The organism is Amycolatopsis sp. WAC 04182 (assembly GCF_003947465.1).
Taxonomy (GTDB): Bacteria; Actinomycetota; Actinomycetes; order Mycobacteriales; family Pseudonocardiaceae; genus Amycolatopsis.
Genome location: NZ_QHJJ01000002.1, coordinates 1,359,298 through 1,372,193 on the forward strand (window position 1 = coordinate 1,359,298; position 12,896 = coordinate 1,372,193).

The 12,896-nt window shown below is 68.7% G+C and carries 12 protein-coding genes and 1 pseudogene; 9 read left to right on the top strand and 4 right to left on the bottom strand.

The genetic code is table 11. The features are described from left to right. Positions 1-4: 4 nt before the first annotated feature. From DMH01_RS13545 to DMH01_RS13560, 4 genes and pseudogenes are all read left to right on the top strand, one after another. Positions 5-1,213, top strand: coding sequence for a saccharopine dehydrogenase family protein (locus DMH01_RS13545; protein WP_125676497.1), 1,209 nt, complete (start codon positions 5-7; stop codon positions 1,211-1,213). Positions 1,214-1,316: 103 nt separating this feature from the next. After that, the gene (locus tag DMH01_RS13550; RefSeq protein ID WP_125676499.1) at positions 1,317-2,129 is read left to right on the top strand and encodes a DUF4097 family beta strand repeat-containing protein; all 813 of its coding nucleotides are present in this window, start codon (positions 1,317-1,319) and stop codon (positions 2,127-2,129) included. Positions 2,130-2,423: 294 nt separating this feature from the next. After that, the gene (locus tag DMH01_RS13555; RefSeq protein ID WP_125676501.1) at positions 2,424-3,680 is read left to right on the top strand and encodes an HNH endonuclease signature motif containing protein; all 1,257 of its coding nucleotides are present in this window, start codon (positions 2,424-2,426) and stop codon (positions 3,678-3,680) included. Beyond that, a pseudogene (locus DMH01_RS13560) lies at positions 3,571-4,162 on the top strand (tyrosine-protein phosphatase). Before DMH01_RS13555 ends, DMH01_RS13560 begins: the two are co-directional and overlap by 110 nt. Positions 4,163-4,290: 128 nt before the next feature. Here the strand turns inward: DMH01_RS13560 and pip are convergent. Next, positions 4,291-5,226: a prolyl aminopeptidase gene (gene pip / locus DMH01_RS13565; protein ID WP_125676503.1), complete on the bottom strand. Its 936-nt coding sequence runs from the start codon at positions 5,224-5,226 to the stop codon at positions 4,291-4,293. Positions 5,227-5,359: 133 nt separating this feature from the next. On the opposite strand from pip, the gene DMH01_RS13570 reads away from it, so the two are divergent. Continuing rightward, entirely contained in the window at positions 5,360-6,439 is a 1,080-nt protein-coding gene (locus DMH01_RS13570; RefSeq protein WP_125676504.1) for a glutamate--cysteine ligase, read from the top strand. Positions 6,440-6,451: 12 nt separating this feature from the next. Here DMH01_RS13570 and DMH01_RS13575 read toward each other — a convergent pair whose 3' ends face one another. After that, a complete protein-coding gene (locus DMH01_RS13575; RefSeq protein WP_125676779.1) occupies positions 6,452-7,057 on the bottom strand; it encodes a DNA-binding response regulator in 606 nt (201 codons plus the stop codon). A 467-nt stretch (positions 7,058-7,524) separates the two neighbouring features. Between DMH01_RS13575 and DMH01_RS13580 the strand changes: the two genes are divergently transcribed. Next, positions 7,525-8,223 carry a helix-turn-helix domain-containing protein gene (locus DMH01_RS13580; protein ID WP_125676781.1) on the top strand — a complete coding sequence of 233 codons (699 nt, stop codon included), beginning with the start codon at positions 7,525-7,527 and terminating at the stop codon, positions 8,221-8,223. A 78-nt stretch (positions 8,224-8,301) separates the two neighbouring features. Here DMH01_RS13580 and DMH01_RS13585 read toward each other — a convergent pair whose 3' ends face one another. Next, positions 8,302-9,297 carry a DUF1702 family protein gene (locus DMH01_RS13585; RefSeq protein ID WP_199745465.1) on the bottom strand — a complete coding sequence of 332 codons (996 nt, stop codon included), beginning with the start codon at positions 9,295-9,297 and terminating at the stop codon, positions 8,302-8,304. 439 nt (positions 9,298-9,736) lie between these two features. Between DMH01_RS13585 and DMH01_RS13590 the strand changes: the two genes are divergently transcribed. From DMH01_RS13590 to DMH01_RS13600, 3 genes are all read left to right on the top strand, one after another. After that, positions 9,737-10,342, top strand: a complete 606-nt coding sequence (locus DMH01_RS13590; protein ID WP_125676508.1) for a DNA-binding response regulator — start codon at positions 9,737-9,739, stop codon at positions 10,340-10,342. 164 nt (positions 10,343-10,506) lie between these two features. Next, complete coding sequence (locus DMH01_RS13595; RefSeq protein ID WP_125676510.1) at positions 10,507-11,319, top strand: AfsR/SARP family transcriptional regulator; 813 nt, start codon at positions 10,507-10,509, stop codon at positions 11,317-11,319. Between the two features lie 47 nt (positions 11,320-11,366). Further along, a complete protein-coding gene (locus DMH01_RS13600; protein WP_125676512.1) occupies positions 11,367-12,053 on the top strand; it encodes a winged helix-turn-helix transcriptional regulator in 687 nt (228 codons plus the stop codon). A 42-nt stretch (positions 12,054-12,095) separates the two neighbouring features. On the opposite strand, the gene DMH01_RS13605 is transcribed toward DMH01_RS13600, so the two are convergent. Continuing rightward, positions 12,096-12,716 carry an L-threonylcarbamoyladenylate synthase gene (locus DMH01_RS13605; protein WP_034313787.1) on the bottom strand — a complete coding sequence of 207 codons (621 nt, stop codon included), beginning with the start codon at positions 12,714-12,716 and terminating at the stop codon, positions 12,096-12,098. Positions 12,717-12,896: the final 180 nt, after the last annotated feature.

Below are 12,896 nucleotides of genomic sequence, written 5' to 3' on the forward strand. Positions count from 1 at the left end.
CGGCATGCGCGTTCTCGCGCTCGGAGGCGGCGGCGAGATGGGAGCGGCCGCGGCGGAGATCCTGGCCGCGGACGACTCGGTGACCGGGGTGGTGATCGCCGACCGGAACCTGTCACGCGCCACCGCGGTCGCGGATTCCTTGGGCGCCAAGGTGTCCGCCCGGCAGACGGACGCCACGGACCAAGCCGGGCTGGTCGCCCTGATGAGGCGGCATGACCTGGTCGTCACCACGGTGGGCCCGTTCTTCCGGTACGGCGAGCCGATCCTGAGGGCCGCCATCGACGCGGGCCGCGACTACGTCGACATCTGCGACGATCCGGAACCGACGTTGCGCATGCTCGAACTCGACGGGCGGGCCAAGGCCGCGGGGATCTGCGCCCTGATCGGGACCGGCGCCAGCCCCGGCGTCTCGAACATGCTCGCCGTCCGCGCGGCACGGGAACTGGACACCGTCGAAACCCTCGTCACCGGCTGGAACATCGCCGCGGCCCAACCGGAGACGTCGCGCGCCGGACCGGGACCCGGCGCGGCGGTCGTGCACATGATGGAGCAGATCAGCGGCACCATCCCTGTCCTGCGCGAAGGGCGGCTGGTGAACCGCCCGGCACTGGAGAAGCTGAGCTGGCACCACCCCGGGCTGGGCGTCCTGACCGGACGCACCGTCGGACATCCCGAGGCCGTGACCCTGCATCGAGCCTTCCCCACGCTGCGTTCCAGCACCAACGTCTGCGTCGGGGACAAGACGGCGCTCAGGCCGCTCGCGGGGCTGCGGCGCCTCATCGACGCCGGCGCGCTGAACCCCGAACGCGCCGCCGGCCTGCTCGAACGAGCCGAGAAGCTGTTGCCTTCGGGGACGAGCGGCATCTTCAGACGAGGCACTCCGCCTCCCCTGTTCGCCGTGGCCACAGGCCTTCGCGAGGGCCGTCCCGGGGTGGCGGCCACGATCCTGGCCAACACCCCGGGATTCACCATGGCCGCGGCCACCGGCGTCCCGCTCGCCGTGGCGGCGCTGCTCGTCCCCGCCGCCCGCCGTCCCGGCGTGCACACCCAGGAAACCCTCATCGACGCGGACGACTTCTTCGCCGCGCTGGCCCCGCACTGCCTCGGGAACCCGCCGGCCGGGCGCATGACCGCCACCACGACGAGTTGGGCGTCCGAACAGGAGAACAAGCGGGCCTTCGAGACCTCCCCGCTGACCGCGCTGATGAACTGAGCTCCCGTGTCCCTGACGTGTCAGCGCCGTGGCGGTCCGGTGTCAGGACGGTCGGTGATCGTTGTTCTCACCACGAAAGATCACCACCACCAAGGAGTTCGAGATGTCCGTCTTCCCCACCCCGCAGCCGATCACCGCCACGCTGACCATCGCCGGCGCCCGAGTGCGCATCGCCGCGAGCGACCGCCCGGACACGGTGGTGCTGGTCGAGCCGATCGACGCCGCGAGCAAGTCGGACGCGAAGGTCGCCGCGAACACCAAGGTCGGCTTCGACGACGGGAAACTGTCGATCGAGACGAAGAAGGCGGGCGGCAAGGACGGCTCGGTCGCGATCACCGTCGAGGTGCCCACCGGTTCCCAGCTGGTGCTGAACGCGGCTTGGTCGGACGTGAGCGCCGAGGGGCAGTTCGGCGACTGCTCGCTGGAAATGTCGTCGGGCCGGGTCCTGATCGACCGCGTCACGGCGGTGCGCGGCGACCTCGCGGCCGGTGAGGTCGTGATCGGGCACGTCGCCGGGACCGTGGACGTCGAAGGCGGCTCGGCCGGAGTGCGGATCAGCGAGGCCGGCGGCGTCGTCAAGTACTCGGGTTCGACCGGAAAGGTCTGGATCGGGCACGCCCGGTCCGACGTCGACCTCGCCGGTTCGAGCGGCAGTTTCGACATCGACCGCGCCGACGGCGACGTCGTCGCCCAGGCCGCCAACTGCCCGATCCGCATCGGACGGCTGGCGCACGGTTCCGCCGAGCTGGCGAACGCGTCCGGCGGCATCGAAGTCGGCGTCGAAGCGGACGCCGCGTCGGTGGATGCCAAGAGCACCAAGGGATCCGTGCGCAACTCCGTCGCCGACGGCGAGGGCGGTGTCAAGGTCCACGCGCGCACGCGGCTGGACGACATCGTCATCCACCGCGCCGCGTGAGCCTCGGGCTGGGGTGGTGGTCGCAATTAGTCGGCTAATTGCGACCACCGCCGCGTTCGTGTTGGCTTGCTCCCGGCCGGGTGCAGCCGCCAGAACACGCTGACACCAGCGGTTGCGAGGATTCGCGACATCGAGTGTCTCGGTTGCCGAATGCGGACGTCTTTTGGCTTCTCTTCGCTCGCTTCGCACCCTTCGCGCACTTAAAGCTCCTTCGCGGCTGCCATTTTTTGGCAATTTCCTTTGTTGGGCCGTTTGGGCTAGTGCAGGTGTTCGATTCCGGGTACCTTCGAGGTCGTGGCCAGCGAATACATCTCCCCGACGACACCCACCGAGTGGTGGCGCGTCGACACCGCGACGCTGCATGCCCGCAAACAGGAATTGGAAGTCATCAAGCGCCAAGCGGATGCGGAGCAGAACGCGATACTCGCGGAAATCAATTCCCGCGGGATTCGTGGATGCAGCGGACATTCAACACTGGCGGCACTGATCTTCGAGGACTTCCTCGTGTCGGACAAGGAAGCCAGTGACCGCGCCGACCGGGTGCTGGCGTTGCATCCTGGTCCGGCCATCGGCGGGGACCCCGAGCCGCCTCTTGCGCCTCTCACGGCCGAGGCTGCGGCGGAGGGCGCGATCGGGGGTTCGCAGATCGACGCCATCATCAAGACTCTCGCGCGCATCCCCTCCACCGTTCCCGAGGAAGACGTGCGGGCCGGGGAGAAGATCCTGGTCGAACTGGCACGTCGCGCGGGGCCACGGCAGATCGCCCACGCCGGACGCCGCCTCCTGGACAAGCTCGACCCCGACGGCAAAGAACCCCGCAACGAAGACCCCAAAGACGCGCGCCCGGAGCTGCGGTTCGTCAAACACCGCGACGGCACCCTCGGCCTCAAAGCCCGACTCGACCTCGAAACCTACGCCCGCCTCAAATCCGACCTCGACCCGATGGCCAAACCGCACAAAGCCATCGACGGGGTCCGGGACTCCCGCAGCCAGGACGAACGCTACGGAGACGCCTTCACCGACTACGTCCGGTTGAAGACCACCAGCCGCAACCTGCCCGGCCAAGCCGGGGAAGCGACCCACATCCTGGTCACCATGTCCTACGACGACCTGATCAGCGACATCGGCGAAGCCCACCTGGACCTCGTCGGGCCGATCAGCGCCACCGACGCCCGCATCCTCGCCTGCGACGCCCGCGTCCGGCCGGGCGTTCTCGGCACCGCCGGAGAACCCCTGGACATCGGCCGCTCCAAACGGACCGTGTCCCTCGCCCAGAAGTACGCATTGACCCTCCGCGATAGCGGCTGCGCCTTTCCTGGCTGCGACATGCCCGTCCCCCGCTGCACCGCCCACCACATTGTCTTCTGGCGGCACCACGGCGAAACGAAGATCGACAACCTCGTGCTGCTATGTACCCGGCATCACCGGCTGATCCACCGCAGTGAATGGAAAGTCCAGATCGCCCAAGACGGCCTGCCGGAGTTCACCCCACCCACCTACCTCGACCCCACCGGCACACCGAGGCGGAACACCATGCACCTCAGGACATAGGCCGAACCCTGCGCAAAACCGTCTAAGCTCGACGACAACTCACCCCGGAGGCGGCTTGCCCTCGGCCGATGGCCGACGGGTCCGTTTCGGCGCGCTTTTCCGATCGGACGGCCATAACCGGTTGGCCACCAAAGGAATCGCGGCGGTCCGCAGCGCGGGGATCGGTCGCATACTGCCCGTTCGCCGAAGATCCCGTGTACCGCAACACTCCCCTGATCGCCGAACTCGCCGAACAAGGCACCACCATGCCGGACGCCTACCGGACCATGCTCGACGAAAACCAACGCCGGATCACCGACGTCTTCATTCAGCTGACTGACGCACCGCCCGGCCCGCTCGCGGTGCACTGCAACGCGGGCCGCGACCGGACGGGTGTGCTCGTGGCGCTCGCGCTGAGCGTCGCGGACGTACCGCCCGCTTCGATCGCCGAGGATTACGCGCTCACGGATGGTTGCAGCGGTGCCACGATCCTCCGACGCTGACTCATCTGAACGACCGTCACGGAGGCGTGCACACGTACCTGTTGAAGGGCGGAGCGAGCCATGCCCAGCCCAGACAGGTGCGCAACCGTCTGCTTTCGTGAGAGCCAGGGCAAAAGCCCCCACCGCCCTCAGACCGCGAACCGCTCCAACGCCGCCAGCTTCCACGCCAGCTTCACGTCACTCGAGCGATGTCCCGAGTCGTCGTCGATCAGCAACTCCGCTCCGGGCCAGGCGCGGGCGAGTTCCCAAGCCGTGTCCACCGGGCAGCTCAGATCCCGGCGGCCGTGGATCAGCACGCCGGGAATGTCCCGCAACAGGCCGGCGTCGCGGATCAGCTCGCCGGGTTCCAGCCAGCCCGCGTGGGAGTAGTAGTGCGTGACGAGGCGCGCGAACGCGAGTTCCCATTCGCCGATCGGACCATTGTGGACGGTCGCGCCGGGTTCCAGTGACAGCACGGTGTCCTCCCAGACGCACCAGGAGCGGGCGGCCTCGGTCCGCACCCGGGCGTCGGGGTCTTCCATGAGCCGCGCGTAGGCGGCGACCAGGTCGCCGGTGAGATCACCGCGGAAACGCGCCCATTCTTCGGGGAAGAACCTGCCGACGCCGTGATACAGCCAGTCGATCTCGGACGGCCGTGTCGTGCTGATGGAGCTGACGACGATCTCGGTGACCCGCTCCGGGAACCGCTCGGCGTAGGCGAGCGCGAGCGTCGTGCCCCACGAACCTCCGGTGACGAGCCAGCGGTCGATACCCAGATGTTTCCGCAGCCGTTCCATGTCGGCGACGAGATGATCCGTCGTGTTGTGCCGCGGGTCGGTCGCCGGGTCGCTCGCGTGCGGGGTGCTGCGGCCGCAGCCGCGCTGATCGAACAGCACCGCACGGTAGCGGGCCGGGTCGAACATCCGCCGCATGCCCGGCGTACAGCCCTGCCCGGGGCCGCCGTGCAGCATGACAGCCGGCTTTCCGGCCGGATTTCCGCAGGTCTCCCAGTAGACGGAGTTGCCGTCACCTACATCGAGCAGTCCGCTGTCGTACGGCTCGGCCGGTGGATACAGATCGATCATGAACCAAGGCTAGACCGTCAGTGAGGCCACGAAACACTTTCGCCGCAACGAAGTTCAGCACACCGGCCCTTTCCTCGACGCGCCGGAGGGGGCAGATTCAGTGACACCGGCGAAAACCACGGAACGGGGAACCATGTTCACCCTTGGTGTGGAAGAGGAGTTCGTCCTGCTCGACCCGGTGGACGGCTCGGTCGCGTTGCGCGCCCCCGCACTCCTCGACAGCCTCGCCCCCGGACCGGACGTCACCGGTGAGCTGATGCGGTTCCAGATCGAGACCGCGACCGGCGTCTGCCATGGCCTGGACGAGGTGCGCTCGGAACTGACACGGCTGCGGCAGATCGTCGCGACGGCGGCGCGGGACGACGGGTGCCTGATGGTGGCGACGGGAATCCCGCCCGGCGACCTGCGGGGAGACACGCTCACGCCCGAACCCCGGTACCGGCGGATGGCACAGGCGTTCCCGGACCTGATCCGCGAGGCGGGGACCTGCGCCTGCCATGTGCACGTCGGTGTCCCGTCGCGGGACCTCGGCGCGCGGGTTCTCGCCGGGCTGCGGCCGTGGCTCGCGCCGTTGCTGGCGCTCAGTGCCAACTCCCCGGTCGAAAACGGCGTCGATTCCGGCTGGTCGAGCAGGCGCTTCCCGCTCTGGGACCGGTGGCCGACGGCGCGACCACCCGACGAGTGGTCCGGCGCGGCCGCGTACGACCGGAGCATCGTGGAGGCCGTGCGGACCGGCGCCGCCCTCGACGCGGCGGGGGTGTACTTCTACGCCCGCCTCTCCCCGCGGTATCCCACGGTCGAGGTGCGGATCGCCGACGTCTGCCTGTCGGTCGACGACGCGGTGCTGCTCGCCGCGCTGGTGCGCGGTCTGGTCGCGACCTGCGCGGCGACGACGAGGCCGCCGCGTGCCCGCAGTACCCGGATCGGCACGGCGTTGACGGCGGCCGCGCGCCGGGGACTGGACGGGCCGGGCGTCGACGTCTTCACCGGCAGGGAGGCCGATCAACGCGATCTGCTCGGCGAGCTCGTCGAGTTCGTCCGGCCGGCACTCAGGGCCGCGGGCGACGAGGAGGACGTCGAGCGCGGGTTGGACGCGCTGTCCGGCCACGGCACCGGCGCGACCCGGCAACGCCGGTTGCTCGCGGAAGCGGCCTCCCCCGGCGAGTTCGCCGCGGAGCTCGCGCACGCCACGATGACTGTCCCGGCCAGGTGAGTCGGCCCCGCGTCACAGCCAGCCGGACTCCCTGGCGATCCGCACCGCGTCGACCCGGTTGCGGGCGCTGAGCTTCGAAACGATCGTCGTCAGGTAGTTCCGCACGGTACCGGCGGACAGGAACAGCTCGGCGGCGATCTCGGTCGGGTCGGAGCCGACCGACGCCAGCCGGAGCACCTCGATCTCGCGGGTGGTGAGCGGGCAATCCTCGCTGTCCCAGGCGGCGAGCGCCAGATCGCCGTCGACCACTCGCCGCCCGGCGGCGACCCCGCGGACAGCGTTCGCGAGCCTGTCGGCGGGCGCGTCCTTGCGGAGGAAGCCGTTGACCTTCGCGGCCAACGCCCGTCGCAGCGTGCCGGGGCTGCCGAGCGAAGTGAGGATCAGCGTGCGGACCCCGGGAAGCCGCTCGTGCAGCTCGGCGGCCGCGGTGAGCCCGTCCTTGCCCGGCAGGTCGATGTCGATGAGCGCGACGTCGGGGCGCGCGGACTGGGCGAGCGGGAGGATCTCGTCGCCGCTCGCGCATTCGGCGACGACCTCGATGTCGGGTTCCAGGCCGAGCAGCGCGACCAGGGCCCCCCGGACAATATGCATGTCCTCGGCCACCAGGACCTTGATCATCGACCCCATCTGCCTTTCCACCCGCGTCTCTCCCCCGAGCCGACGATACTATCCTCACACACCCGTTCCGCGAAATGGAAACCGGCCCTTGACCGCCGAGGGGGTGCGCGGTCGAGGGCCGGTTCTGTGTTGTCGCGGGAATACGTTCTTCGCACCACGCCAACACGGTCGGGGTGGTTCCGACGTGAATGCGCTACCAGGAATTCTGCGCCCGCCCGCCGCGGGGATCCAGTGCGCGCACCATTGCCGGACCGTGGTTTTCGCATGGTCCCGTCGTGGTGACGGCGACCGTGAAATTTTCATGTCGCCGCACACAGCAATTCATATCGGGCGATGAATCAAGCACTTCAGGAGTAGCGGTGGCGAACAGTAGTGTCGAAACCGCAAACATCCCAGAAATCCTCGAGCGAAAGGACGGCACAATGGATGACACTGTCCGGCGAGCCGTGGAGCGAGCCATTGGGGCCATGCACGAGAAACTGGGCGAAGAGCTCACTATCGACGACATCGCCCGGGCCGCGACCTTCAGTAAATTCCATTTCAGCAGGGTGTTCCAGCAGGCCACCGGCGTCTCTCCCGGCCGGTTCCTGTCCGCGCTGCGCCTCGACGAGGCCAAACGCCTGCTGCTGACGACTTCGATCTCGGTCGCCGACATCAGCCACCGCGTGGGCTACAACGGTGTCGGCACCTTCAGCACGCGGTTCAGCAACCGCGTGGGCCTGTCTCCCTCCGCGTACCGCCGGCAGGGTGGCTTCCAGCACCGCCTGGCGGGCGAACCCCTTCCCGGCGCGAAGCCGGCGATCGTCCGCGGTTTCGTGTCCGCGCCGCCGGAGATCTCGCCCGGTCTCGTGTTCGTCGGTCTCTTCCCGACCCGCATTCCCGAGGGCGCGCCCGTGCGGCACACGGTCATCGACGTCCCCGGCCCCTATCAGCTGACCGACGTCCCGGAAGGTACCTGGCACCTCGTCGCGCACTGCGTGACCGGGCCGCTCACGCGCCGCGGCACCGGGCTCACCGGGCACCACGGGCCGATCACCGTGGAGCCGGGTGTCACCGCGCGGCTGGCGGACCTGCGGGTGCGCCCCAAGCGCCTGTTCGACCCGCCGGTCCTGCTCGCGCTGCCCGATCTGCGGCACCGGCCGGAGCCGGTCAGGCGGGCGGCCTGACCCTCACCCGAGTGTCAGGAAAGGGTCGTTCAAGACGGGAAACGTCTTGAACGACCCTTTCCTGGCATCCGCGGGGCCTCAGGCGGACAGGCGGGCCGCCGAAGGGGCGAGACCGTCCCGGATGTTCTGCCGCCACAGCTCGTACGCGGGTGTCCCGTCCGCGGCGTCCTCGGTGACCTCGGTCGAGTCGGCCAGGTCGACGGCCTCCTCGATGCTCAGCCCGGCGAGCGTCCGCGCGGCGCGGTGGGTGTGCTGCGGGACGAACGACGAGAACGTCCTCGCCTTCACCGCGAACACGACGCCGAGACCGAGCTCGTCCTGGTGCTCCCCCGCCGACTCGCGCAGCCTCGCCAGCCCGGGCTCGTCGCAGCCGCCCGCGAAGGTCGAGGCCAGCCCGACGCCGCTCCACAGGTCCGGACGGCGTCCGGCGGGGAAGCGGTCCACCGCCTCGGCGACCTTCACCGGATCGCCTCCGTTGATGAACCACAACGCCCGCCCGATGCCCTGGTCACAGGCGCGCGGGAAGTAGGCGGGGGCGCCTGCCCACGGGTACGGCTTGGGGACGAACTGTTCGCCGACCCACTTGTCCGTGTCGAAGTAGGCACGGTCGAAGGCGTATCCGTCGACGGCCAGCCAGCTCATCGTCGGGTGGAACGGGACGCCGTCCAGGTCCGGCAGCACCTTCTTCCACAGCGGCCGGGGCAGCCGGGCCATCGCGAACCCGATGCCGATGTAGGTCAGGAACACGTGCGGGAGCCCGGGACCGCTCATCAGCTCGGCCGTGCGGTCCTTCCGCCCGCCGGGCATGACGTCGAGGATGGTGAACGCCATCGCCGCGCCCTCGTAGGCGAACCCGCGCATCTCCGGCTCGACCATGTCCAGCCGCCGTTCGGCCTCCCACAACGCCGGCGCGTCGATCCCCCATTCGAAGCCGCACACCACCGACTGCGGGATCGACTCCAGCCGGGCGGTCGCCGGAGTCGGCGGCACCCCGAATCCTCGCCCCTCGAAGCCGACCGAAGCCAGCGAAGGCGCGAACAACACCTTGCGCAGAGCACCCAGCAATGAGCTCATCACATACGTCCTTTGTGGATAGTGGCGAATTCGCGCGCGAAACCGGCTCGTGCCGAGGACACCACGCCGTGCTCTCCACCCGCTCGACGCCCGATCGAGATCGGCGCCGGTACCGCCGAACAGGCCATCCCCCGGCTTCCGGAAAGGGGCGGATTCACCCGTTCGCCGGGCGAATTCACCGGAATGGAAAGTACTCAACAGGGAATGAAATGCACCCCGGACACGCTTTTTACCCACCCCTTACATGACGGTGAGTAATCGATCGCTCGCAGTTTCACCACCCTCGAAGTCGCCGCATCGTCGCAGCTCACCAGGACTTGATCAAGCCGAAGCGACCCCCGGAAAAAGCGCAACCTTGTATCGTGCGAATCAGATTCACTCTTACGGGTTTGCTGGGTACACTGAGAGTTACCGCGTTTCTGGGGAAGAGGAGGTCGGAGTGATCCGAGTCCTGTTGGCCGAGGACATGCACATGGTCCGCGGTGCCTTGGTCGCCCTGCTGAACCTCGAACGCGACATCGAGGTCGTCGCGGAGGTCGGTTCCGGCGACAAGATCCTTCCGATGGCGGCGGAGTACCTGCCGGACGTCGCGATCATCGACATCGATCTACCGGCCAAAGACGGGCTCACGGCCGCTTCCGAGCTCTGCCAGCAACTTCCGAGTGTCCGCACCCTGATCCTCACGTCGCTCGGCCGTCCGGGCACCGTGCGCCGCGCGCTCGACGCGAAGGTCAACGGCTTCCTGCTCAAGGACGCGCCCGCCGACAAACTCGCCAACGCCGTCCGCTCGGTCGCCACCGGCCGCCGGGTCATCGACAGCGAACTCGCTTTGTCCGCATGGGAAACCGAGGACTGTCCGCTGACCCCACGGGAGGTGGAGATCCTCCGCCTCGCCGCGAACGGGCGCACGGTCGCCGACATCGCGGCGGAGCTGTTCCTGTCACCGGGAACGGTCCGGAACTATCTCGCCACGGTGGTCACGAAACTCAACGCCCGCAACCGGGTGGACGCCATCCGCATCGCCGCCGATTCGGACTGGCTCTGACCGAGTTCGCGTCTTCTCTTTTGCGACAACCTGTTCAGCACTCGAAGTCGTGACGATCGCATGCGGGGCAAAGAAAAAATCACGCCTCGCAGTGTGTTTCCGGCACTGTTCCGAAGGTTCCGCCTCTGTCACCGTCATTGAGGGGGAGTCCGGAGGGGCAGGGGATGTACGCGATGACGATCGAACCGGGTGACACGGCCGCCTCGGCCGGTGCGCCGCACACGGTGCGCGCGCGGCTCCTCGGCCCGCTCGAACTGCACATCGGCGACGTCGATCGCGCGCCCAGCACCCCGAAACTCCTGCAACTGCTGGCGATGCTGCTCATCCGCCCCGGCAGGACGGTCCACGTCGACTCCCTCGTCCACGAGCTGTGGAACGATGCCCCGCCGCGCAGCGTCCGCCGGACCCTGCACACCTACGTCCACCACCTCCGCCGTCACCTCGATCCCGGCGGAACCGGCGATCTGCTGGTCACCAGCCCGCCGGGATACCGGCTCGAGATCGACGCGGGCGTGGTCGACGTGTGGGAGTTCCAGCGGCTCCAGCGCCTCGGCCGCGAACTGCTCGAAGAAGGCGACGACGCGGCGGCCGCGCACGCGTTCCGTACCGCACTGGACCTGTGGTCCGGTCCCCCGCTGGCGAACATCCACTGTGGACCGACCTTGGCCGCCTACACCGTCTATCTGCTGGAGCACCGGCGCGAAGCCCGTGACCTGTGGATCGACGCCGAGATCCGCGCCGGCAGGCACCGGGAGATGCTCGGCGTGCTGCGGTCGCTGACCACCGCGGACCCGTTCGACGAAACCCTGCACGCCCACCTGATCCGCGCACTGGGGCTCAGCGGACGACGCAGTGACGCCCTGGCGTCCTACGAATGGCTGCGCACCAGGCTCGAGGACGAACTGGGGGTGAAACCCAGCGCCGAACTGCGAGAGCTGCACCGCGAACTGCTTTCCGAGGGACACCCGGTCCGCTGACCGAGCACCACCGCCACCACCTGATCAAGGACTATGAGGAGTCAAGCATGACCGCTCGCACCTATGGCCAGTTCTGCGGCCTCGCCCGCGCCCTCGAGATCATCGGGGAACGCTGGTCCCTGCTCGTGATCCGTGACCTGGTACTCGGCCCGAAACGCTTCGACGAGCTACAACACGGCCTGCCGAAGATCCCGATGAGCATCCTGTCGACCCGGCTCAACGAGCTGGAGCGGCACGGTGTCGTCCAGCGCCGGGTGCTCTCGCAGCTCGACGCCGGGGTGGTCTACGAGCTGACCGAATACGGCAACGACCTCGACCAGATCGTGCTGCAGCTGGGCCTGTGGGGCGCCCGTTCGCTCGGCGACCCGACGGCGGACGACCTGTTCACCCTCGACTCGGCCGTCCTGTCGCTGTACACCACGTTCCAGCCGGACGCGGCCCGCGGCGTCCACTGCGCGTTCGAGATGCACTACGGCGGCGAGATGGTCATCCACGCGGTGGTCGAGGACGGCGCGCTGACCGCGGGCGAGGGCCCGCACCCGGACCCGGACCTCGTCATCGAGCCGCGCGGCCCGGTCATGCTGAAGCTGCTGAACGGCGAGATGGACGCCGCGAGCGCGCTCACCAGCGGCGCCGTGGCCGTCAAGGGCGACCCGGACAAGCTGGAGCTGTTCACCCGCATGTTCCACATCCCCTCGGCGCCGACGAAGACCGAAGGGCTCGTCACGCACTGAGGACGGTCCGGCGGCGGGATCGGGACGCCGGTCCCGCCGTTCCTATTCGAACCGTGAGGTGTCGCCGGCGCCCCGCCGCACGATCTCCGGTTCCCCCGACGAGAAATCGATGACCGTGGTGGGTTCGACCCCGCATTCACCGGAGTCGATCACCGCGTCCACCACGTGCTCCAGCCGTTCCTTGATGTCCCAGCCCTGGGTCATCGGCTCCTCCTGGTCGGGCAGCAGCAGCGTGCTCGACAGCAGCGGTTCGCCGAGTTCGCCCAGCAGCGCCTGGGTGACCACGTGGTCCGGGATGCGCACGCCGACGGTCTTCTTCTTGGCGTGCAGCAGCCGGCGCGGAACCTCCTTGGTGGCCGGGAGGATGAACGTGTAGCTGCCGGGTGTGGACGCCTTGACCGCGCGGAAGACCGCGTTGTCCACGTGCACGAACTGGCCCAGCTGAGCGAAATCCTGGCACACCAGGGTGAAATGGTGGCGGTCGTCCAGCTTGCGGATGCTCCGGATGCGGTCGATGCCCTGCCGGTTCCCCAGCTGGCAGCCGAGCGCGAAGCAGGAGTCCGTCGGATACGCGATGAGCCCGTCTTCGCGCAGGATGTCGACGACCTGTCCGATCGCGCGCCGTTGCGGATTTTCCGGATGTACGTCGAAATACCTGGCCATGCGCAGAGCTTAAGGCCACCGGGCCGCGCCCGCCGCGAGAGGCCGCCCGGCGCCGCGTACACAGTGGATCTCCCCGGCGCCCTTCCCCGGCTCCGGCGTCTTCCATCGTGGCATGTTCCGCGACGAACCAGGTGGTGCGAACAGCCCACACCCGTGCGGGTGACCGGCCGAATTTCCCTG